Here is a 19,690-nt window from a genome sequence, read left to right on the forward strand (position 1 = left end):
GCATCAACTGTGGGAGCGAGCCTGCTCGCGATAGCGGAGTGTCAGGCACATCAAGGTTGACTGTGCTGGCCTCATCGCGAGCAGGCTTGCTCCCACAAAAAACAGCTCTGCATCTTAAGACGTCAGCGATTCATCGGCGCGACAAAACGGCTTTTGGCCACGCTATGGATGGCCGGTTCGTCGCTGTCGGCCACTTTGAAGGCAATTTCCTGTGAGCCGCTGCGGGGGCGTTCGCTGAGCATCGCCACCGACACCGGCACATCGACGATTTCCCCCGGCGCCAGACTCAGCCGGGTCTTGCCCTGCAGGACGAAGTCGTCGCCGTCCACCAGGGACAACTGATAGTCCTGGCGTTGCTGGGTCTTGTTGATGATCTTCAGGCTGTAGATGTTCTCGATCAGGCCCTGGCTGTTCTCGCGGAACAGGCCGCGGTCCTTGCTGACGTCCAGGGATACCATGGGCCGCTCCACCAACGCCACCACCAGGGCGCCGATCATCACCAGCAGCACGGCGGTATAACCGATCAGCCGCGGTCGCAGCAGGTGGGTCTTGCCACCCTGCAACTGACGTTCGGAGGTGTATTTGACCAGTCCACGGGCATAACCCATCTTGTCCATGATCGAATCGCAGGCGTCGATGCAGGCCGCGCAACCGATGCATTCCATTTGCAGGCCGTCGCGGATATCGATGCCGGTCGGGCAGACCTGCACGCACATCTGGCAGTCGATGCAATCCCCCAGGCCGAGATTGGCCGGGTTCGCGTCGCGCTTGCGTGGGCCACGGATCTCGCCGCGGGCGGCGTCGTAGGAAATGGTCAGGGTGTCCTTGTCGAACATCACGCTCTGGAACCGCGCATAGGGGCACATGTGCATGCACACTGCTTCACGCAACCAGCCGGCATTGAGGTAGGTGGCCCCGGTGAAGAACAGTACCCAGAACAGACTCACGCCGGCCATCTGCAAGGTCAGCAGCTCTTCGGCCAGTGGGCGGATCGGTGTGAAGTAACCGACGAAAGTCAGGCCGGTGAGCAGGCTGATGGCCAGCCACAACGTGTGCTTGGCCGAGCGGCGCAGGAGCTTGCCCAGGCTCCAGGGCGCGGCGTGCAGCTTGATCCGCTGGTTGCGATCGCCCTCGGTGATCTTCTCGCACCACATGAAAATCCAGGTCCAGGAGCTTTGCGGGCAGGTGTAGCCGCACCACACCCGGCCGGCGAACACGGTGATCGCAAACAGGCCGAAGGCGGCGATGATCAGCAGCGCCGACAGCAGGATGAAATCCTGGGGCCAGAAGGTGGCGCCGAAAATGTGGAATTTGCTTTCGGCCAGATCCCAGAGCACCGCCTGGCGTCCGCCCCAGTTCAACCACACCGTGCCGAAGAACAGCAGGAACAGCAGGCCCGCGCCACTCATGCGCAAGGTGCGGAACAAGCCGCTGAAGCTGCGGGTGTGGATCAGGTTATCGGTGGTCCTGGCCTTGATCTTCGTGGGCACAGGTTCGAAGGTCTGTATCAATTGGACGGGGATTCTATCGCTCATGGTCGGTCGCTCATCAGCCTTATCTGGCCCGCGCACTATGACCATCGAACTGTTTGCATAACAGACTCAGGTGGCTCGATAAAAACCGGATCAGATGGCCTGGAGGCCGCGGCCTGCGACAGGTTGAAGCACCCCGTATTTCTCCATGGTGAGGGGGGCATCTGTGGCGAGGGGATTTATCCCCGCTGGGTTGCGAAGCAACCCCAGAAAATTGCCCCCGATCTATCTGACATACCGATGCGATTCAATTGGGTTGCTTCGCAACCCAGCGGGGATAAATCCCCTCGCCACAAAGTACCCACTCGACGACCAAGCGGGGTCAGATCGCCGAGCCGCTATCGGTCGCCTTGAGGTGCTTGCGGTCATCGGTCGCGCCGGCCACGGTCAAGGCGTCGGCTTCGGCCTCGGTGATGTAGATACGCTGGCCATCGACCTCCACCACCGACATGGCCTTGTCCGCGTCGGTGATGATCGTCAGCTCGCTGGCGGAATAGTGTTTCGGGCCATTGGGGGTATCGAAACTACAGGTTTGGTGGTTGATATCAACGGTCATGGTGCTGCTCCTTCCTGATGTACTGAGCGTTAGGCGCCTCCCGCTTGCCAGGGTTCGTTGCGCCGGATCAGCGGTCGGGCGCACCTCTGGCGTCCGTTGCGGTCCATCGGTTATCGACTGCAAGAGGAGGGACGTATGCAAGCGTGGTGGCATCAGGTCTGGATGACCTTGCAATCGGAGTTCGCCGACATCGGCGATGCCCAGCAGATGACGCGGGTCACGGTGCGCCTGCTGATGGCCGCGCTGCTCGGCGGCATCCTGGGGTTCGAGCGTGAGCACAAGGGCAAGGCGGCCGGCGTGCGCACGCACATGCTCGTGGCGCTGGGCGCGGCGCTGTTCGTGCTGGTGCCGCAGATGTCCGGTTCCCAGGCCGACGCCATGAGCCGGGTGGTGCAGGGCGTGATCGCCGGCATCGGTTTCCTGGGGGCGGGCACGATCCTGAAGAACAACCAGGGGGATGAAAGTCACGTAAAAGGCCTGACCACCGCCGCCGGCCTGTGGATGACGGCGGCCATCGGTGTCGCCGCCGGGTTGGGCCGGGAAGCGACCGCAGTGCTGAGCACGCTGCTGGCGTTGGCGGTCTTCAGTGTGATGCCGGTGATCGTCCGGGCGCTGGAGAAGGATGACAAGCCGTGATCCGGTGTTAAGCCTCAATACAACACCTGTGGGAGCGAGCCTGCTCGCGAAGCGGTATGTCAGTCACAGATGGGGCACCTGGCATTCCGTCATCGCGAGCAAGCCCGCTCCCACAGGTTCTCCACTAAGCTTGTTCTTCACACCCGTTCCGGCGGCGCCTCGTTCGGTGGATCGCCCACCGGCTGCTGTGGAGCGAGTGGAGGGTCTTTCTCGGGAACAGGCTCCGGGTCGGGACCGGGAGGCGGCAGGGTGGGGTCGTCGATATTGGGATCGGGGGTTTCGGCCGGGATGGGAATATTCATCAGGACGGGTCTCCGTGACACACATGGCTTGAGTTGTGCTTACTGCTGTTGACCACCCTGGGCCGGGTTTTATCCCGGTCACCGCCAGGCAAATCCCGCTGAACTTTTCCCTGCCGGTCCGGTTCGGAGTTTAAGTGAGTTCTTTCAGGGACCAATTTTCAAAGACCAGTGGGCCTTCACCGCCATAACGTCCATGGGGCGTAAAAGGAGCGATGCTCGATGACTGCCGAACACCCGACCGACTTGGCGTACAACCCCAACTTACCGCTGTCTCACGCCTTGTTGTTGCCACGTATTGCGATTGAAAACACCATGCCGGTGATCGACGGCGGGCAGTTCGCCGCCAAGGCCGTAGCGGGGCAGGACGTCACGGTGACCAGCAAGGTCTTCACCGATGGCCATGACAAGCTGGCCGTGCGAATCCGCTGGCGTGCACTGGACGATGAGGTGTGGAACAGCGAGGTCATGACCGACCTGGGCAATAACGGCTGGCGGGGCCAGTTCAATGTGCCAGCCCAGGGCCGCTATGTATTTTGCATCGAGGCCTGGTTCGACCAGTACGCCAGCTTCTGCTACGAACTGGAGAAGAAATACGGCGCCGGCGTCCCCATCAGCCTGGAATTGCAGGAAGGGCGCAACCATGTGCTACAAGCCTCCGAGCGCAGCGATGGCGAGTTGAGCGAACAATTGGCCGCGTTGCACCACGAGCTTTCGGGGTTGTTGCCGGCCGAGCAAGTTGCTTTGTTCCTTGCACCGCAAAGTGCCGACCTGATGTCCCTGGCCGATCACCGGCCTTACCTGAGTATCAGTCCCGAATATCCACTGGATGTGGAGCGCGAACGGGCAGAGTTCGCCAGTTGGTATGAACTGTTTCCCCGCTCGATCACCGACGATCCTCGCCGCCATGGCACGTTCAACGATGTGCATTCGCGTCTGGCGATGATCCAGGACATGGGCTTTGACGTCCTCTACTTCCCACCGATTCATCCCATCGGGCGCAGTTTTCGCAAAGGGCCGAACAATTCCCTCACCGCCGGTCCCGACGACCCGGGCAGCCCGTATGCCATCGGCAGCGAAGAAGGTGGCCATGAGGCGATCCATCCGCAACTGGGCACCCGGGAAGACTTCCGGCGCCTGGTGGCGGCGGCGCAGGCCCATGGCCTGGAAATCGCCCTCGATTTCGCCATCCAGTGTTCCCAGGACCACCCCTGGCTTAAGCAGCATCCGGGCTGGTTCAGTTGGCGGCCGGACGGCACGATCAAATACGCGGAAAACCCGCCGAAGAAATACCAGGATATCGTCAACGTCGACTTCTACGCGGCGGATGCGATTCCCAGTCTCTGGACAGAGCTGCGGGACATTGTGGTGGGGTGGGTCAACGAAGGCGTGAAGATGTTCCGCGTCGACAATCCCCACACCAAACCCTTGCCGTTCTGGCAGTGGTTGATCGCCGATGTGCGGGCCCGACATCCCGAAGTGATCTTCCTCGCCGAAGCCTTTACCACACCGGCGATGATGGCCCGGCTGGGCAAGGTCGGTTATTCCCAGAGCTACACCTATTTCACCTGGCGCAATACCAAGGCCGAGTTGGCGACCTATTTCAGCGAGCTCAACCAGTCGCCGTGGCGCGAGTGTTATCGACCGAATTTCTTCGTCAATACCCCCGACATCAATCCGGCCTTTCTCCATGAGTCGGGGCGCGCGGGTTTTCTGATCCGTGCGGCACTGGCGACCATGGGCTCGGGCCTGTGGGGGATGTATTCGGGCTTCGAACTCTGCGAGTCGGCGCCGGTGCCGGGCAAGGAGGAATACCTCGATTCGGAGAAATACGAAATCCGGCCAAGGGACTTCACCGCACCGGGCAACATCATTGCCGAAATCGCCCAGCTCAACCGCATCCGCCGCCAGAACCCGGCGCTGCAAACGCACTTGGGCCTGAAAATCTACAACGCCTGGAACGACAACATTCTGTTTTTCGGCAAGCGCACGCCTGACGGCAGCAACTTTGTCCTGGTGGCGGTCAGCCTCGATCCGCACAACCCCCAGGAAGCCAATTTCGAGTTGCCATTGTGGGAAATGGGCTTGCCGGACGACGCCCAGACCCAGGGCGAGGACTTGATGAACGGGCACCGCTGGACCTGGTATGGCAAGTACCAGTTCATGCGCATCGACCCGGGATACCAGCCGTTCGGGATCTGGCGGATCAGCACGTCTTGAGAGGTTCTATGGCGAGCGCAATGGTGAAGCAACCTGTGGGAGCAAGGCTCGCCCGCGATGAAGCTGACGCGATCCTCCAGAAACCGAGGCGTCTGTATCGCGAGCAAGCTTTGCTCCCACAGACAGATCCTCTTGCCCTAAAGAACAGCGCAAGCCCGTCCCAGCGGCTTTATTGAATTCATCAGGAGTTGCACATGGCGAAGAAACCGCGGTCAGCCACGTTCATCAAGGACCCGCTCTGGTACAAGGATGCGGTGATCTATCAGGTACACGTCAAATCCTATTTTGATTCCAACAACGACGGTATCGGCGATTTCCCTGGCCTGATCGCCAAGCTCGACTACATCGCAGACCTGGGCGTCAACACCATCTGGCTGTTGCCGTTCTACCCATCGCCCCGGCGCGACGACGGTTATGACATTGCCGAATACCGTGGCGTCAGTCCCGACTACGGCACCATGGCCGATGCGCGGCGCTTCATCGCCGAAGCCCACAAGCGCAACCTGCGGGTCATCACCGAACTGGTCATCAACCACACCTCCGACCAGCACCCGTGGTTCCAGCGGGCACGCAAGGCCAAGCGCGGTTCCAAGGCGCGGGATTTCTACGTCTGGTCCGATGATGACCACAAGTACGACGGCACCCGGATCATTTTCCTCGACACCGAGAAGTCCAACTGGACCTGGGACCCGGTGGCCGGCCAGTACTTCTGGCACCGCTTCTATTCCCACCAGCCCGACCTCAACTTCGATAATCCGCAGGTCATCAAGGCCGTGCTGTCGGTGATGCGCTATTGGCTGGACATGGGCATCGACGGCCTGCGCCTGGACGCGATCCCTTACCTGATCGAACGCGATGGCACCAATAACGAAAACCTGCCCGAGACCCATGATGTCCTCAAGCTGATCCGCGCCGAGATCGACGCCAACTACCCCGACCGCATGCTGCTGGCCGAAGCCAATCAATGGCCGGAGGACACCCAACTGTACTTCGGCGATGTCGATGCCCAGGGCCTGAACGGTGACGAATGCCACATGGCGTTCCACTTCCCGCTGATGCCGCGCATGTACATGGCGCTGGCCCAGGAAGACCGCTTTCCAATCACCGACATCCTGCGACAGACGCCCGAGATCCCGGCGAATTGCCAATGGGCGATTTTCCTGCGCAACCATGATGAGTTGACCCTGGAAATGGTCACCGACAAGGAGCGCGATTACCTGTGGAACTACTACGCGTCCGACCGTCGGGCGCGCATCAACCTGGGCATCCGTCGACGCCTGGCGCCGCTGGTGGAGCGCGACCGTCGTCGGGTCGAATTGCTCAACAGCCTGCTGCTGTCGATGCCCGGCACGCCGACCTTGTACTACGGTGACGAAATCGGCATGGGCGACAACATCTACCTGGGTGACCGCGACGGTGTGCGCACGCCGATGCAGTGGTCCATCGACCGCAATGGCGGCTTCTCCCGGGCCGACCCGGCCAGCCTGGTGCTGCCACCGATCATGGACCCGCAGTACGGCTATCAGTCGGTCAACGTCGAAACCCAGGCGGGCGATCCGCATTCGCTGCTCAACTGGACCCGGCGGATGCTGGCGGTGCGCAAGCAGTCCAAGGCCTTCGGTCGTGGCACCCTGAAAATGCTGTCGCCGAGCAACCGGCGGATCCTGGCCTATACCCGTGAATACACCGGGCCGGATGGCAAGCATGAAATCATTCTCTGCGTGGCCAACGTGTCCCGCAGCGCCCAGGCCGCCGAGCTGGACCTGTCGACCTACGCGGGCATGGTTCCGGTTGAGATGCTGGGGGGCAATGCCTTCCCACCCATCGGCCAGCTGAATTTCCTGCTGACCCTGGCGCCTTATGGCTTCTATTGGTTCGCCCTGGCGGCGGAAAACCAGATGCCGAGTTGGCACGTTGAGCCGGCCCAGAGCCTGCCGGACTTCACCACCCTGGTCTTGAAAAAACGCCTGGAAGAATTGCTCGAAGCGCCATCACGCACCACCCTGGAGCAAACCATCCTGCCGAGCTGGCTGCAGAATCGGCGCTGGTTCGCTGGCAAGGACAGCGCCATCGAGAAGGTCGATATCGTCTATGGCGTGCGTTTCGGTGATCCGCAGCATCCGGTGCTGCTCAGCGAAATCGACGTCACCAGCGGCGGCCAGACGCTGCGTTACCAACTGCCTTTCGGTCTGCTGGCCGAAGATCAGGTCGGTGCGGCGCTGCCGCAACAACTGGCGCTGTCCCGGGTCCGCCGGGTGCGTCAGGTGGGGTTGATCACCGATGCGTTCAGCCTGGAAAGTTTCATTCGCGCCGTGCTGAGCAGCATGCAGGCGGCCACGGTGCTGCCGTACGCCGATGGCGAGTTGCGTTTCGAACCCACCGAGGGGCTGGCGGCGCTGAACCTGGGCGCCGAGCCGCAGGTGCGCTACCTGTCCGCGGAGCAGTCCAACAGTTCGGTGGTGGTGGGCAGCAGCCTGGTGCTCAAGCTGATCCGCAAGGTCGCTTCCGGCGTGCATCCCGAATTGGAAATGAGCGCCTACCTGACCGCCGCGGGCTTCAGCAATATTTCGCCGCTGCTGGGTTCGGTGATTCGCCGCGACAGCGAGGGCGAGGATGCGCTGCTGATGATCGCCCAAGGCTACCTGAGCAACCAGGGCGATGCCTGGGAATGGACCCAGAACAACCTCGAACGTGCGTTGCGTGATGAGCTGGCCGATGCGGTGTCCGAGCAGGAGCAGCATTACAACGCGTTGGGCGAACTGAAGGATTTCGCCGGCATGCTTGGCCAGCGCCTGGGTGAAATGCACCAGGTGCTGGCCCAGGCCACCGACAACCCGGACTTCACCCCGCAGAAAACCACCGCCAAGGACGCCCAGGCCATCGGCCGGGACGTGGCTGCCCAGGTGGAAAATGCCTTGCGTCTGCTCAAGCAGCACCAGAGCCAATTGAACCCGGCGGACCAAGCCATGGTCGCACGCTTGCTGGAGCAGAAAAAAGCCGTCCTGGCCCATGTCCAGGAATTGGCCGGCAAGGCCGCCGGTGGTTTGCGCATCCGGGTTCATGGCGATTTGCATCTGGGGCAGGTGCTGGTGATCAAGGGCGACGCCTACCTGATCGACTTCGAAGGCGAACCGGCTCGGCCGTTGCACGAACGCAGGGGCAAGCACAGCCCGTACAAGGATGTCAGCGGCGTGCTGCGCTCCTTCGATTACGCGGCGGCCATGGCGATTCACTTGCACACCGTCGACAGCACGGCCGACGCCGACGCGGCGCGCCAACGGGTTGCCGATCGCTATTTGACCGAGGCTCGCCAGGCATTTGTCCAGGCATATCGACTGGCGGCAGCTAGTCTTGCTCATGAGTGGAAGGATGCTGAAGGCGAAGACGCCGCGCTGGCGTTGTTCGGCCTGGAGAAGGCGGCCTATGAAGTGGCCTATGAAGCCGAGAATCGCCCCGCCTGGCTGCCCGTGCCGTTGCACGGTCTGTACGGGTTATTGAGTGGGCTTGAACCCTTTTCCGACTTGGGCGGACCGATTTAGTGGAGAGCATCATGAGTGTCTCGAACAAGGAACCACAGGGACAGGCCAAAGAGTCTTTGCTGCCGTCCCCCCGTGATATCGACGCGCTGGTGCGTGCCGAACATCACGATCCGTTTTCCATCCTGGGGCCCCATGGCGACGGTGACGGCGGCCAGTTCATCCGGGCGTACCTGCCCGGTGCGCTGAGCGTGCACGTGATCGCCCGCAACGGCGGCGAGGAGTTGGGTGAGCTGCAGCTGGGCGACACGCCGGGCCTGTTCGCCGGCCATTTCGACCATGCCCAGCCTTATCTGCTGCGCACCCGCTGGGCCGGTGGCGAGCAGGTGGCCGAAGACCCCTACAGCTTCGGGCCGTTGCTGGGGGAAATGGATCTCTACCTGTTTGCCGAAGGCAATCATCGCGATCTCAGCTCCTGCCTGGGGGCGCAACTGACCACTGTCGATGGCGTCGACGGTGTGCGGTTCGCCGTGTGGGCGCCGAATGCCCGACGGGTGTCGGTGGTCGGCGACTTCAATGCCTGGGACGGACGCCGCCATCCGATGCGCATCCGTTATCCGTCGGGCGTATGGGAGCTGTTTATCCCGCGCCTGGGGGCTGGAGAAGCCTACAAGTATGAAGTCCTCGGTGCCCACGGCATCCTGCCGCTTAAGGCCGACCCGGTGGCGCTGGCCAGCCAGATGCCTCCGGACACCGCGTCGAAAGTCGCCTCGCCGTTGAAGATCGAGTGGCAGGACGGCGAATGGATGCAGCACCGTCGCGAACGCCAGATCCCCAGTGCACCGTTGTCGATCTACGAATTGCACGCCGGTTCCTGGCAATGCGAAATCGACGAGGCCGGGGAGGTGGCCCGGCAGTACAACTGGCATGAGCTGGCCGAGCGGCTGATTCCCTACGTCAAGGAGCTGGGCTTCACCCACATCGAGCTGATGCCGATCATGGAGCACCCGTTCGGCGGCTCGTGGGGCTACCAGCCGCTGTCGCAGTTCGCGCCGACGGCACGCTTCGGCTCGCCGGATGATTTTGCCGCGTTCGTCAATGCCTGCCACCAGGCTGACATCGGCGTGATCCTCGACTGGGTGCCGGCGCATTTCCCCACCGACACCCACGGCCTGGCACAGTTCGACGGTACGGCGCTGTACGAGTACGGCAACCCGCTGGAAGGCTTCCACCAGGATTGGGATACCCTGATCTACAACCTGGGACGCACCGAGGTCCACGGCTTCATGCTGGCTTCGGCCCTGCACTGGTTGAAGCATTTCCACGTCGATGGCCTGCGAGTGGATGCCGTGGCGTCGATGTTGTATCGCGACTATTCGCGCAAGGCCGGGGAATGGGTGCCTAACCGCCACGGTGGGCGCGAGAACCTGGAGGCCATCGACTTTCTGCGCCACCTCAACGATGTGGTCGCCCTGGAAGCCCCGGGCGCGCTGGTCATTGCCGAAGAGTCCACCGCCTGGCCCGGTGTCAGCCAGAGCACGCAACAGGGCGGCCTGGGCTTCGCCTACAAATGGAACATGGGCTGGATGCACGATTCGCTGCACTACATCCAGCAGGATCCGGTGTATCGCGCCCATCATCACAACGAACTGAGTTTTGGCCTGGTGTACGCCTGGTCCGAGCGGTTCGTCCTGCCGATTTCCCACGACGAAGTGGTCCATGGCAAACGCTCGCTGATCGACAAGATGCCCGGCGACCGCTGGCAGAAATTCGCCAACCTGCGTGCCTACCTCAGTTTCATGTGGGGCCATCCGGGCAAGAAGCTGTTGTTCATGGGCTGCGAGTTCGGTCAGTGGCGCGAGTGGAACCATGACCAGCAACTGGACTGGTACCTGACGCAATACGCCGAACACCGTGGGGTGCAGAAGCTGGTGGGCGATCTGAACCGACTCTATCGCGAGGAGCCGGCGCTGCACGATCAGGATGACGCGCCTCAAGGGTTTCAGTGGTTGATCGGCGACGACGCAATGAACAGCGTCTACGCCTGGCTGCGCTGGAGCAAGGAGGGCCGGCCGGTGCTAGTGGTCGCCAATTTCACGCCGGTGCCTCGTGAGGCCTATCGCGTTGGCGTGCCTTTCGCCGGGCGTTGGGTGGAATTGCTCAACAGCGATGCCGACACCTATGCCGGCTCCAACTACGGCAACGGCGGCGGTGCGTCCACCGAACCAGTGCCCAGCCATGGCCAGGCCTTGTCCCTTGAACTCAACCTGCCGCCGTTGGCGGTGTTGATCCTGCGGCCGGAGGGGTAGCCTCCGGCATTATCCGTTAAGTTTGCCCTAGCCCAATGGGGGAGCGGGCTTGCTCGCGAAGGGGGCTGACAGTCAGCAAAGATGTCGACTGTCAGACCGCTTTCGCGAGCAAGCCCGCTCCCACAATGTGTAAGGCCTGGTATACAGATCTTCCCGGGGATCACAGGAAGATCAGCGCACGAGACACGGCTGCTTGTTGTTGAACGTCCAGCCTGGAATCAGGTACTGCATCGCCACCGCATCGTCCCGTGCCCCAAGTCCCATGCCTTTGTACAGCTCGTGGGCCTTGGCCAACTGATCCATGTCCAACTCGATTCCCAGCCCCGGCTTCTTCGGCACCTGCACGCAGCCACCCTGGATCTGCAAGGGTGCCTTGGTCAGCCGTTGGCCGTCCTGCCAGATCCAGTGAGTGTCGATGGCCGTGATGTCACCCGGCGCGGCGGCGGCCACGTGGGTGAACATTGCCAGGGAAATGTCGAAGTGATTGTTGGAGTGCGAGCCCCAGGTCAGCCCCCATTCATTGCACATCTGCGCCACTCGCACCGAACCCTGCATGGTCCAGAAATGCGGATCGGCCAAAGGGATGTCCACGGACTGCAAGGTGATGGCGTGGCCCATCTCGCGCCAATCGGTGGCGATCATGTTGGTGGCGGTCTTCAGGCCGGTGGCACGGCGAAACTCCGCCATGACCTCGCGGCCCGAGTAACCGTTCTCGGCACCGCAAGGGTCTTCGGCATAGGCCAGTACCCGGTGCTGGTCACGGCACAGGCGGACGGCTTCCTTGAGCGACCAGGCGCCGTTCGGGTCCAGGGTTATGCGGGCCTGGGGGAAGCGTTCGGCCAGGGCGGTGACCGCTTCGATCTCTTCGTCGCCCCTGAGCACGCCGCCCTTGAGTTTGAAGTCCTGGAAGCCGTAGCGCGTATGGGCCGCTTCGGCCAGGCGCACCACGGCGGCGGCGTCCAGGGCCTTCTCATGGCGTACTCGGAACCAGTCGTTGTCGGCATCCGGCTCGCTGCGGTAGGGCAGGTCGGTCTGCTGGCGATCACCGACGTAGAACAGATAACCCAGCATCTTCACTTCATCGCGCTGCTGGCCTTCGCCGAGCAGGGCGGCGACCGGTACGTCCAAGTGCTGGCCGAGCAGATCCAACAAGGCCGCTTCCAGGCCGGTGACCGCATGGATGGTGATACGCAGGTCGAAGGTCTGCAGGCCGCGGCCCCCGGCATCGCGGTCGGCGAACGCCTGGCGGACGCTGTTGAGGATCTTCTGGTAGGTGCCAATGGGGTTGCCGACCACCAGCGCCCGGGCGTCCTCGAGGGTTTGGCGAATGCGCTCGCCGCCGGGCACTTCGCCGACGCCGGTACGGCCGGCATTGTCCTTGAGAATGACGACGTTGCGGGTGAAGAACGGGCCATGGGCGCCGCTGAGGTTCAGCAACATACCGTCATGGCCGGCCACGGGTACGATCTGCATGCTGGTGATGATCGGGGCTTTGCTGGTTTCTTGGGAATTCATTGTTTTTATCCTTGAACGAAGCGAATGATCAGATGTGGCTGGCCACCGGATTGGCCGGTGTCGTGGCGGTTTTGGGCTTGGGCACATTGCGCGCGGCAAAGACGATGATTGCAGCGATGATGGACGTGCCCGCCAAGCCGTAGAGACCGCCCTGGATCGAACCGGTGTGCTCCTCCAGCAGGCCGAACGTCGTCGGGGCGACGAACCCGCCAAGGTTGCCCACCGAGTTGATCAGCGCAATGACCCCGGCAGCCACCCGTGCATCCAGGTACGCCTGGGGGATCGGCCAGAACAGCGAAGACGCCGACTTGAAGCCCAGGGCCGCGAAGCAGATGGCGACGAAGGCAAAGATCGGCCCGCCGACGGTCGACATGAACATCCCCGCCGCTGCAATCAGCAGCGCAGCCGCGACCCAGGCTTGCTGGAACTTCCATTTGGCCGACAGCGAGGCGAAGGCGTACATGCCGACAATCGACAGCAGCCAGGGAATCGAGTTGAACAGCCCGACCTGGAAGTCGCTGAGGTCGCCCATCTTCTTGATGATGCTCGGCAGCCAGAACGTGGCGGCGTAGATCGTCAGTTGAATGAAGAAGTAGATCAGGCAGAACAGGATGATCTGGCGATCCTTGAGCAACTGGCCGATGGACAACTTGACCGGGGTCGCCGCTTCGCGGGCCCGTTGTTCGTCATCGATGGTTTTCACCAGTGCGTCCTGTTCTTCACGGTCCAGCCACTTGGCATCGTGGGGCTTGGAGTCCAGCCAGAACCAGACGAAGAAGCACAGGCCGACAGAGAACATCCCTTCGATGAAATACATCCATTGCCAGCCGTGCATGCCCAGGCCGTTGATCTGCAGCAACAATCCGGACAATGGGCCGGAGATCAACGAAGCGATCGCCGAACCGCTGAGGAAGATGGCGATGGCTTTGCCGCGCTCGACGGCGGGGAGCCAGCGGGTGAAGTAATAGATCACTCCGGGAAAGAAACCGGCCTCGGCCACACCCAGCAAGAAACGCAGGATGTAGAAGTGGGTTTCGTTCTGGATGAAGGCCATGCCGGCTGCCACCAGGCCCCAGGTGAGCATGATGCGGGTCAGCCAGATGCGCGCGCCGATTCTTTGCAGCAGGATGTTGGAAGGGACTTCGAACAGTGCGTAGCCGATGAAGAACAGCCCGGCGCCGAAGCCGTAGGCTGCCGCACCGATGCCCAGGTCGTGCTCCATGTGGGCACGCACGAAGCCGATGTTCACACGGTCGATGTAGTTCACGATAAACATGATGACGAACAGCGGCAGGATATGGCGCTTGACCTTGGAAATGGCCGACGACAGCACTGGATCCGCGCCGGCATTTGCCTTGAGGCTGGATGTGTTCACTGGTTTTTCTCTCCCACTCATTGTTTTTATGCGGGCATCGAGCAGGTGTCGATGTTGATAGACATCATACAACTTGATTTTTTTCGATGACAAGTTGTTTTTCATGATGTTTGGAGAGGGTGATGGCGCTGCTTATGCCGTATTTATTGGTTTATAAGGAGCTTGAGAGCAATTTGTGCCGTGTGGGTGGTTGCATGAAGGAGGTCTTTCAACTGAATGGGTAGCCAAGGAAATCTTGATATTTGGTGTGTTGTCATACAAGTTTGCCCTTGCCATGGTGTACATGCTCCAGCCCGCCGGTGGTAGGATCAGTCAGCCTGTATTCGAGGAACCCCGGCGATGCAAGACACCGACGCGCCCCAGCGCAAACGTACCCACAATCTGGCCCATGATCTGGTGGCGAAGCTCAGCCAGAGCATCCTGCTGGGGCAATTGAAACCGGGACAGAAGCTGCCCTCCGAAGGCGCCATCGTGCTGGAGCATGGTGTCAGCCGCACGGTGGTGCGCGAGGCGATTTCCAAGTTGCAGGCTTCGGGCCTGGTGGAGACGCGCCATGGCATCGGCACCTTCGTGCTGGAGCAAACCGGCGAGCCGGGGCTGCGCCTCAATGTCGATACCGCGGCAGGGGTGCGGGGCATCCTGGAACTGCGCCTGGGCCTGGAAACCCAGGCGGCTGCCTTGGCGGCCCAACGCCGCAGCGAACAGCATTTGCAGCAGATGCGCCAGGCGCTGGATGACTACCAGCGGTTGCTCAGCAACAACGACAGCTGCGTCGAAGCCGACCGGCGTTTCCATCTGCTCATCGCCGAGGCCACGGACAACACCTGTTTTGTCGAAGTCATGCAGCACCTGGGCAGCGCAATGATCCCCAGGACTCGGGTGAACGTGGCCGAAAGGGGTCAGGTTGACCTGGGGAAACTGGCGCAGTTGGCCAACCTCGAACACGAGGCCATCTTCAACGCCATCCAACGCCAGGACCCGGACGCCGCCCGCGCTGCCATGTGGCTGCATCTGACCAACAGCCGTGACCGGTTTGGCGCAGGGGCCTGATCGGCCGCTATCGCGAGCAAGCTTTGCTCCCACCGGAAAGCCGCGTGGTCACGACAGTCCATTCACCACTGAACATCGTGGGAGCAAGGCTTGCCCGCGACAGCGCCAATGGATTCAACATCATCGTTGCTGACCCACCGCTATCGCGAGCAGGCTCGCTCCCACAATGGATCTTCCGTGGACACACATTCTGTGACCGGCGCAGATCCCCTGTGGGAGCGAGCCTGCTCGCGATGGCGCCATCACAGCCAACACCACCCCGACGGTCAGCAGGCAAAAAAACCGGCGCAACCGAGGTTGCGAGCAAGCTTTGCTCCCACCGGAAAGCTGCGTGGTCACGACAGTCCATTCACCACCGGACATCGTGGGAGCAAGGCTTGCCCGCGACAGCGCCATTAGATTCAACATCATCGTTGCTGACCCACCGCTATCGCGAGCAGGCTCGCTCCCACAATGGGTCTTCCGTGGACACACATTCTGTGACCGGCGCAGATCCCCTGTGGGAGCGAGCCTGCTCGCGATAGCGCCATCACAGCCAACATCACCCCGACAGTCAGCAGGCAAAAAAAACCGGCGCAACCGAGGTTGCGAGCAAGCTTTGCTCCCACCGGAAAGCTGCGTGGTCACGACAGTCCATTCACCACCGGACATCGTGGGAGCAAGGCTTGCCCGCGACAGCGCCATTAGATTCAACATCATCGTTGCTGACCCACCGCTATCGCGAGCAGGCTCGCTCCCACAATGGGTCTTCCGTGGACACACATTCTGTGACCGGCGCAGATCCCCTGTGGGAGCGAGCCTGCTCGCGACAGCGCCATCACAGCCAACATCACCCCGACAGTCAGCAGGCAAAAAAAACCGGCGCAACCGAGGTTGCGCCGGTGGTGGTGCCGGTGGCAGTGCGGATATTCGTGGGTCCGCTCAGCCACCGTTGAGCCCGTTGCCGGTTATGGCCGTTCCAGGGCCAGGGCCACGCCCTGGCCGCCGCCGATGCACAGCGTTGCCAGGCCTTTCTTGGCGTCGCGCTTGATCATCTCATGCAGCAACGACACCAGCACCCGGCAGCCCGAAGCACCGATCGGGTGGCCCAGGGCGATGGCGCCGCCATTGACGTTGACCTTGTCCATGTCCCACTTCAATTCCCTGGCCACGGCCAACGACTGGGCGGCAAAGGCTTCGTTGGCTTCGATCAGGTCCAGTTGCTCCAGGGACCAGCCGGCCTTGTCCAGGCAGCGGCGGGTGGCCGAAACCGGGCCGATGCCCATGATGGCCGGGTCGACGCCGGCGTTGGCGTAGGCACTGATTTTCGCCAGTACCGGCAAGCCCAGCGCCTTGGCTTTGTCGGCGCTCATCAGCAGCACCGCCGCCGCACCGTCATTGAGTGACGAAGCGTTGCCAGCGGTGACGCTGCCGTCCTTCTTGAAGGCGGGCTTGAGTTTGCCCAGGGATTCGGCGGTGGTGCCGGCCCGTGGTTGTTCGTCGGTGGCAAAGGTCAGCGGGTCGCCCTTGCGCTGGGGAATCTGGATCGGCGTGATCTCATCGGCGAACCGGCCACCCTCAATCGCGGCCACGGCTTTCTGCTGGGAGGCGGCGGCAAAGGCGTCCTGCTCCTCGCGACTGATGCCGTACTTGTCCACCAGGTTCTCGGCGGTGATGCCCATGTGGTAATCGTTGAAAGCATCCCACAAGCCATCGGTGATCATGCTGTCGATCATCTGCGCATGGCCCATGCGCAGGCCTGTGCGGGCAGCCGGCAGTACGTAGGGGGCCAGGCTCATGTTTTCCATGCCGCCGGCGATGATGACGTCGGCATCGCCACAGCGGATAGCCTGGGCACCGAGGTGTAACGCCTTGAGCCCCGAACCACAGACCTTGTTCAGGGTCATCGCGGGCACGGCATGGGGCAGCCCGGCCAGGATCGACGCCTGGCGCGCCGGGTTCTGCCCGGAGCCTGCGGTCAGCACCTGGCCAAGAATCACTTCATCGACCTGCTCGCCGGAAAGGCCGGTCTGTTCCAGCAGGCGACGGATCACCGCTGCACCGAGTTCCGGTGCGGCAATGGACGCCAGCGAACCCTGGAAGCTGCCGATGGCGGTACGGGTGGCGGCGACAATCACGACTTCTTGCATCGCATCTCTCCTCATTGGGCAGCGAACTGCATTTCAGGCACATGGTCCGGCACGATCAATTTGCCGGCGGTCTTGGCGACGATTTCCTCGACGCTGACGCCTGGGGCCCGTTCTTTCAGGATGAAGGCGCCATCCTGGATTTCCAGGTAGGCCAGGTCGGTCAGCACGCGCTTGATGCAACCGGCGCCAGTCAGCGGCAGGCTGCAACGGGGGAGCAGTTTCGATTCGCCGTCCTTCGACGCATGGGTCATGGTGACGATGATGTTCTCGGCACCGGCCACCAGGTCCATCGCCCCGCCCATGCCCTTGACCAGCTTGCCGGGGATCATCCACGAGGCGATGTTGCCTTCGACATCCACCTCGAACGCGCCGAGCACGGTCAGGTCGATGTGACCGCCGCGGATCATGGCGAACGATTCGGCCGAAGAAAAGATCGATGCGCCGATGCGCGCGGTAACGGTCTGCTTGCCGGCATTGATCATGTCGGCATCGACCTCGGCCTCGGTGGGGAACGCGCCCATGCCGAGCAAGCCGTTTTCCGATTGCAGCATGACTTCCATGCCTTCGGGGATGTAGTTGGCGACCAGGGTGGGAATGCCGATGCCCAGGTTCACGTAGTAGCCGTCCTGCATTTCGCGGGCGACGCGTTGAGCCATTTGTTCGCGGGAAAGTGCCATGTCGTTATTCCTTCTGTGGCTGGAGGCTGGGGATCACTTGCGTACGGTGCGCTGTTCGATGCGCTTCTCGAACGTGCCGCAGATGACCCGGTCGACGTAGATGCCAGGGGTATGGATCTGCGTCGGGTCCAGCTCGCCGGGTTCGACGATCTCTTCGACTTCGACCACGGTGATCTTGCCCGCCGTGGCGGCCAGTGGGTTGAAGTTCTGGGCGGTGTGGCGATAGACCACGTTGCCGAAGTGGTCGGCTTTCCAGCCTTTGACGATGGCGAAGTCGCCGGTGATGGACTCTTCCATCAAGTACTGACGACCATGGAACTCACGCACTTCCTTGCCTTCGGCCACCGGAGTACCGACGCCGGTGGCGGTAAAGAACGCGGGGATGCCTGCACCGCCGGCGCGCATTTTTTCCGCGAGGGTGCCTTGGGGGGTGAGTTGGACTTCGATCTCGCCGCTCAACAACTGCTGCTCGAAGAGGGCGTTCTCGCCCACGTAGGAGGCAATCACTTTGCGGATCTGCCGATCTTCCAGGAGCACGCCGAGGCCGAAGCCATCGACGCCGCAGTTGTTGGACACCACGGTGAGGTCGCGGATGCCCTTGCGCTTGATCTCGGCGATCAGGTTTTCCGGAATGCCGCACAGACCGAAGCCACCGGCGATGACGGTCATACCATCCTTCAAGCCCGCCAGCGCTTCTTCATAGGAGTTCACGCGTTTGTCGAAACCTGCCATAGACACCTCTTTTATTCTTGATGGGGTCGCAATGGAATGCAGTGTTACGCCAAGTCATATATTTGTTAAGTTGATTTTTAGATTGGATTGATTGATAAATCTCAACAATTGCCGCCACACATTCTTGCGGCTTGAAACTCACCGCTTGCCGCTGGGAGCGTAGCGACCATGACCCTCAAGCAGATCCGTGCCTTTCTGGCCGTGGCCCAAAGCCTGAGCTTCGCCGTGGCGTGTGAGCGACTGCATCTGTCCCAGTCGGCCCTGAGCCTGACCATCAAGGCCCTGGAAGAAGGCTTGGGCGGGCGCCTGTTCAGCCGCAACACCCGCAACGTGGCCCTGACGCCTGAGGGTGAATCCCTGTTGCCCCTGGCCCGGCGGCTGATTGCCGACTGGGACAACGCCGAGGATGAGATGCGCCAGCGCTTCACCTTGCAACGCGGACGGGTGACCCTGGCGGCCATGCCGTCGTTCGCCGGCAACCTGCTGCCACCGATCCTCAAGACCTTCCGCGTCCGCTATCCGAATGTCAACGTCACGGTCAACGATGTGATCAACGAACAGGTGCTGGAGATGGTGCGTGACCGTCACGTCGAACTGGGCGTTGCGTTCGAGCCGCTGCAGGGTTCATCCCTGGCGTTCACGCCGTTGTACCTGGATCGTTTCGTCGCGGTGGTACCGTTGGATTCGCCGTTGGCCCAACGCAGCGAAATCCAGTGGCAGACCTTGTTGGAACAGCCGTTCATCACCCTGCAACGGCCCTCCACCGTGCGGGTGATGCTGGAGGAGCATCTCCAGGCCCGGGGCATGAAGCTGCCAGTGGAGTTCGAGAGCCATCAGTTGGCGACGGTCGGACGCATGGTCGCCAGCGGCCTGGGGGTGAGCGCGGTGCCGGCGTTGTGCGTCGGGCAAATGCATGAACTCGGTGCCCGCTGCATCACCCTGGGCGATCCTGTGGCGGAGCGCGCCATTGGTGTGCTGACCAAACCGGGGCATGAACTCTCGGCGGCGGCGCAGGCGCTGTTCGATACCCTCAAGGATCAGGACCTGGGTGCTCGATTGGGGATGCATTGAGCCCGGACCTTCGGGCGTCAGCTTACATTGATGTCGCTGACAAATTGCCTTCGCGAGCAGGCTCGCTCCCACAGGGGACAGCGGTGACCTCCTGTGGGAGCGAGCCTGCTCGC

At 62.0% G+C, this 19,690-nt stretch carries 14 protein-coding genes; 6 read left to right on the forward strand and 8 right to left on the reverse strand.

Translation table 11 applies throughout. The features are described from left to right. Window positions 1–122 precede the first annotated feature (122 nt). Window positions 123–1,535: a cytochrome c oxidase accessory protein CcoG gene (gene ccoG / locus PCOSP_RS10885; protein WP_175361301.1), complete on the reverse strand. Its 1,413-nt coding sequence runs from the start codon at window positions 1,533–1,535 to the stop codon at window positions 123–125. 319 nt (window positions 1,536–1,854) lie between these two features. Next, window positions 1,855–2,088 carry a DUF3203 family protein gene (locus tag PCOSP_RS10890; protein WP_464711131.1) on the reverse strand — a complete coding sequence of 78 codons (234 nt, stop codon included), beginning with the start codon at window positions 2,086–2,088 and terminating at the stop codon, window positions 1,855–1,857. 135 nt (window positions 2,089–2,223) lie between these two features. On the opposite strand from PCOSP_RS10890, the gene PCOSP_RS10895 reads away from it, so the two are divergent. Beyond that, a complete protein-coding gene (locus tag PCOSP_RS10895; protein WP_139641873.1) occupies window positions 2,224–2,724 on the forward strand; it encodes an MgtC/SapB family protein in 501 nt (166 codons plus the stop codon). 137 nt (window positions 2,725–2,861) lie between these two features. Here the strand turns inward: PCOSP_RS10895 and PCOSP_RS10900 are convergent, their stop codons facing one another. Continuing rightward, window positions 2,862–3,026: a hypothetical protein gene (locus PCOSP_RS10900; RefSeq protein WP_175361304.1), complete on the reverse strand. Its 165-nt coding sequence runs from the start codon at window positions 3,024–3,026 to the stop codon at window positions 2,862–2,864. 219 nt (window positions 3,027–3,245) lie between these two features. Between PCOSP_RS10900 and PCOSP_RS10905 the strand changes: the two genes are divergently transcribed. From PCOSP_RS10905 to glgB, 3 genes are all read left to right on the forward strand, one after another. Continuing rightward, the gene (locus PCOSP_RS10905) at window positions 3,246–5,243 is read left to right on the forward strand and encodes an alpha-1,4-glucan--maltose-1-phosphate maltosyltransferase (RefSeq protein ID WP_464711133.1); all 1,998 of its coding nucleotides are present in this window, start codon (window positions 3,246–3,248) and stop codon (window positions 5,241–5,243) included. A gap of 194 nt (window positions 5,244–5,437) precedes the next feature. Then, window positions 5,438–8,782 carry a maltose alpha-D-glucosyltransferase gene (gene treS, locus PCOSP_RS10910; protein WP_464711135.1) on the forward strand — a complete coding sequence of 1,115 codons (3,345 nt, stop codon included), beginning with the start codon at window positions 5,438–5,440 and terminating at the stop codon, window positions 8,780–8,782. Window positions 8,783–8,793: 11 nt separating this feature from the next. After that, entirely contained in the window at window positions 8,794–11,028 is a 2,235-nt protein-coding gene (gene glgB / locus PCOSP_RS10915; RefSeq protein WP_139641878.1) for a 1,4-alpha-glucan branching protein GlgB, read from the forward strand. A gap of 171 nt (window positions 11,029–11,199) precedes the next feature. On the opposite strand, the gene gudD is transcribed toward glgB, so the two are convergent. Beyond that, the gene (gene gudD, locus PCOSP_RS10920; protein WP_139641880.1) at window positions 11,200–12,543 is read right to left on the reverse strand and encodes a glucarate dehydratase; all 1,344 of its coding nucleotides are present in this window, start codon (window positions 12,541–12,543) and stop codon (window positions 11,200–11,202) included. A gap of 28 nt (window positions 12,544–12,571) precedes the next feature. Next, on the reverse strand, window positions 12,572–13,939 hold the full coding sequence (locus PCOSP_RS10925; RefSeq protein WP_464711138.1) for an MFS transporter: 1,368 nt from the start codon (window positions 13,937–13,939) through the stop codon (window positions 12,572–12,574). A gap of 318 nt (window positions 13,940–14,257) precedes the next feature. Between PCOSP_RS10925 and PCOSP_RS10930 the strand changes: the two genes are divergently transcribed. Continuing rightward, a complete protein-coding gene (locus PCOSP_RS10930; protein ID WP_139641884.1) occupies window positions 14,258–14,968 on the forward strand; it encodes a FadR/GntR family transcriptional regulator in 711 nt (236 codons plus the stop codon). A gap of 947 nt (window positions 14,969–15,915) precedes the next feature. Here the strand turns inward: PCOSP_RS10930 and PCOSP_RS10935 are convergent. The 3 genes from PCOSP_RS10935 to PCOSP_RS10945 are packed head-to-tail and all read right to left on the reverse strand — an operon-like array spanning window position 15,916 to window position 18,506. Then, the gene (locus tag PCOSP_RS10935) at window positions 15,916–17,097 is read right to left on the reverse strand and encodes an acetyl-CoA C-acetyltransferase (protein WP_139641886.1); all 1,182 of its coding nucleotides are present in this window, start codon (window positions 17,095–17,097) and stop codon (window positions 15,916–15,918) included. Window positions 17,098–17,108: 11 nt separating this feature from the next. Further along, entirely contained in the window at window positions 17,109–17,774 is a 666-nt protein-coding gene (locus PCOSP_RS10940) for a CoA transferase subunit B (RefSeq protein ID WP_003180355.1), read from the reverse strand. 33 nt (window positions 17,775–17,807) lie between these two features. After that, the gene (locus PCOSP_RS10945) at window positions 17,808–18,506 is read right to left on the reverse strand and encodes a CoA transferase subunit A (RefSeq protein WP_464711141.1); all 699 of its coding nucleotides are present in this window, start codon (window positions 18,504–18,506) and stop codon (window positions 17,808–17,810) included. Window positions 18,507–18,674: 168 nt separating this feature from the next. Here PCOSP_RS10945 and PCOSP_RS10950 point away from each other — a divergent pair, with 168 nt between their 5' ends. Further along, on the forward strand, window positions 18,675–19,577 hold the full coding sequence (locus tag PCOSP_RS10950) for a LysR substrate-binding domain-containing protein (protein WP_464711142.1): 903 nt from the start codon (window positions 18,675–18,677) through the stop codon (window positions 19,575–19,577). The last annotated feature ends 113 nt before the right edge of the window (window positions 19,578–19,690 follow it).

The sequence above is a fragment of the Pseudomonas sp. MAFF 730105 genome, from assembly GCF_055380705.1.

What these genes read in the sequence shown, in the direction of transcription:
- PCOSP_RS10940 (WP_003180355.1), bottom strand. Translation starts at nt 17,774, where the DNA reads ATGGCACTTTCCCGCGAACAAATGGCTCAACGCGTCGCCCGCGAAATG.
- PCOSP_RS10930 (WP_139641884.1), top strand. Translation starts at nt 14,258, where the DNA reads ATGCAAGACACCGACGCGCCCCAGCGCAAACGTACCCACAATCTGGCC.
- gudD (WP_139641880.1), bottom strand. Translation starts at nt 12,543, where the DNA reads ATGAATTCCCAAGAAACCAGCAAAGCCCCGATCATCACCAGCATGCAG.
- PCOSP_RS10925 (WP_464711138.1), bottom strand. Translation starts at nt 13,939, where the DNA reads ATGAGTGGGAGAGAAAAACCAGTGAACACATCCAGCCTCAAGGCAAAT.
- PCOSP_RS10935 (WP_139641886.1), bottom strand. Translation starts at nt 17,097, where the DNA reads ATGCAAGAAGTCGTGATTGTCGCCGCCACCCGTACCGCCATCGGCAGC.
- PCOSP_RS10900 (WP_175361304.1), bottom strand. Translation starts at nt 3,026, where the DNA reads ATGAATATTCCCATCCCGGCCGAAACCCCCGATCCCAATATCGACGAC.
- glgB (WP_139641878.1), top strand. Translation starts at nt 8,794, where the DNA reads ATGAGTGTCTCGAACAAGGAACCACAGGGACAGGCCAAAGAGTCTTTG.
- PCOSP_RS10905 (WP_464711133.1), top strand. Translation starts at nt 3,246, where the DNA reads ATGACTGCCGAACACCCGACCGACTTGGCGTACAACCCCAACTTACCG.
- treS (WP_464711135.1), top strand. Translation starts at nt 5,438, where the DNA reads ATGGCGAAGAAACCGCGGTCAGCCACGTTCATCAAGGACCCGCTCTGG.
- PCOSP_RS10945 (WP_464711141.1), bottom strand. Translation starts at nt 18,506, where the DNA reads ATGGCAGGTTTCGACAAACGCGTGAACTCCTATGAAGAAGCGCTGGCG.
- ccoG (WP_175361301.1), bottom strand. Translation starts at nt 1,535, where the DNA reads ATGAGCGATAGAATCCCCGTCCAATTGATACAGACCTTCGAACCTGTG.
- PCOSP_RS10895 (WP_139641873.1), top strand. Translation starts at nt 2,224, where the DNA reads ATGCAAGCGTGGTGGCATCAGGTCTGGATGACCTTGCAATCGGAGTTC.
- PCOSP_RS10950 (WP_464711142.1), top strand. Translation starts at nt 18,675, where the DNA reads ATGACCCTCAAGCAGATCCGTGCCTTTCTGGCCGTGGCCCAAAGCCTG.
- PCOSP_RS10890 (WP_464711131.1), bottom strand. Translation starts at nt 2,088, where the DNA reads ATGACCGTTGATATCAACCACCAAACCTGTAGTTTCGATACCCCCAAT.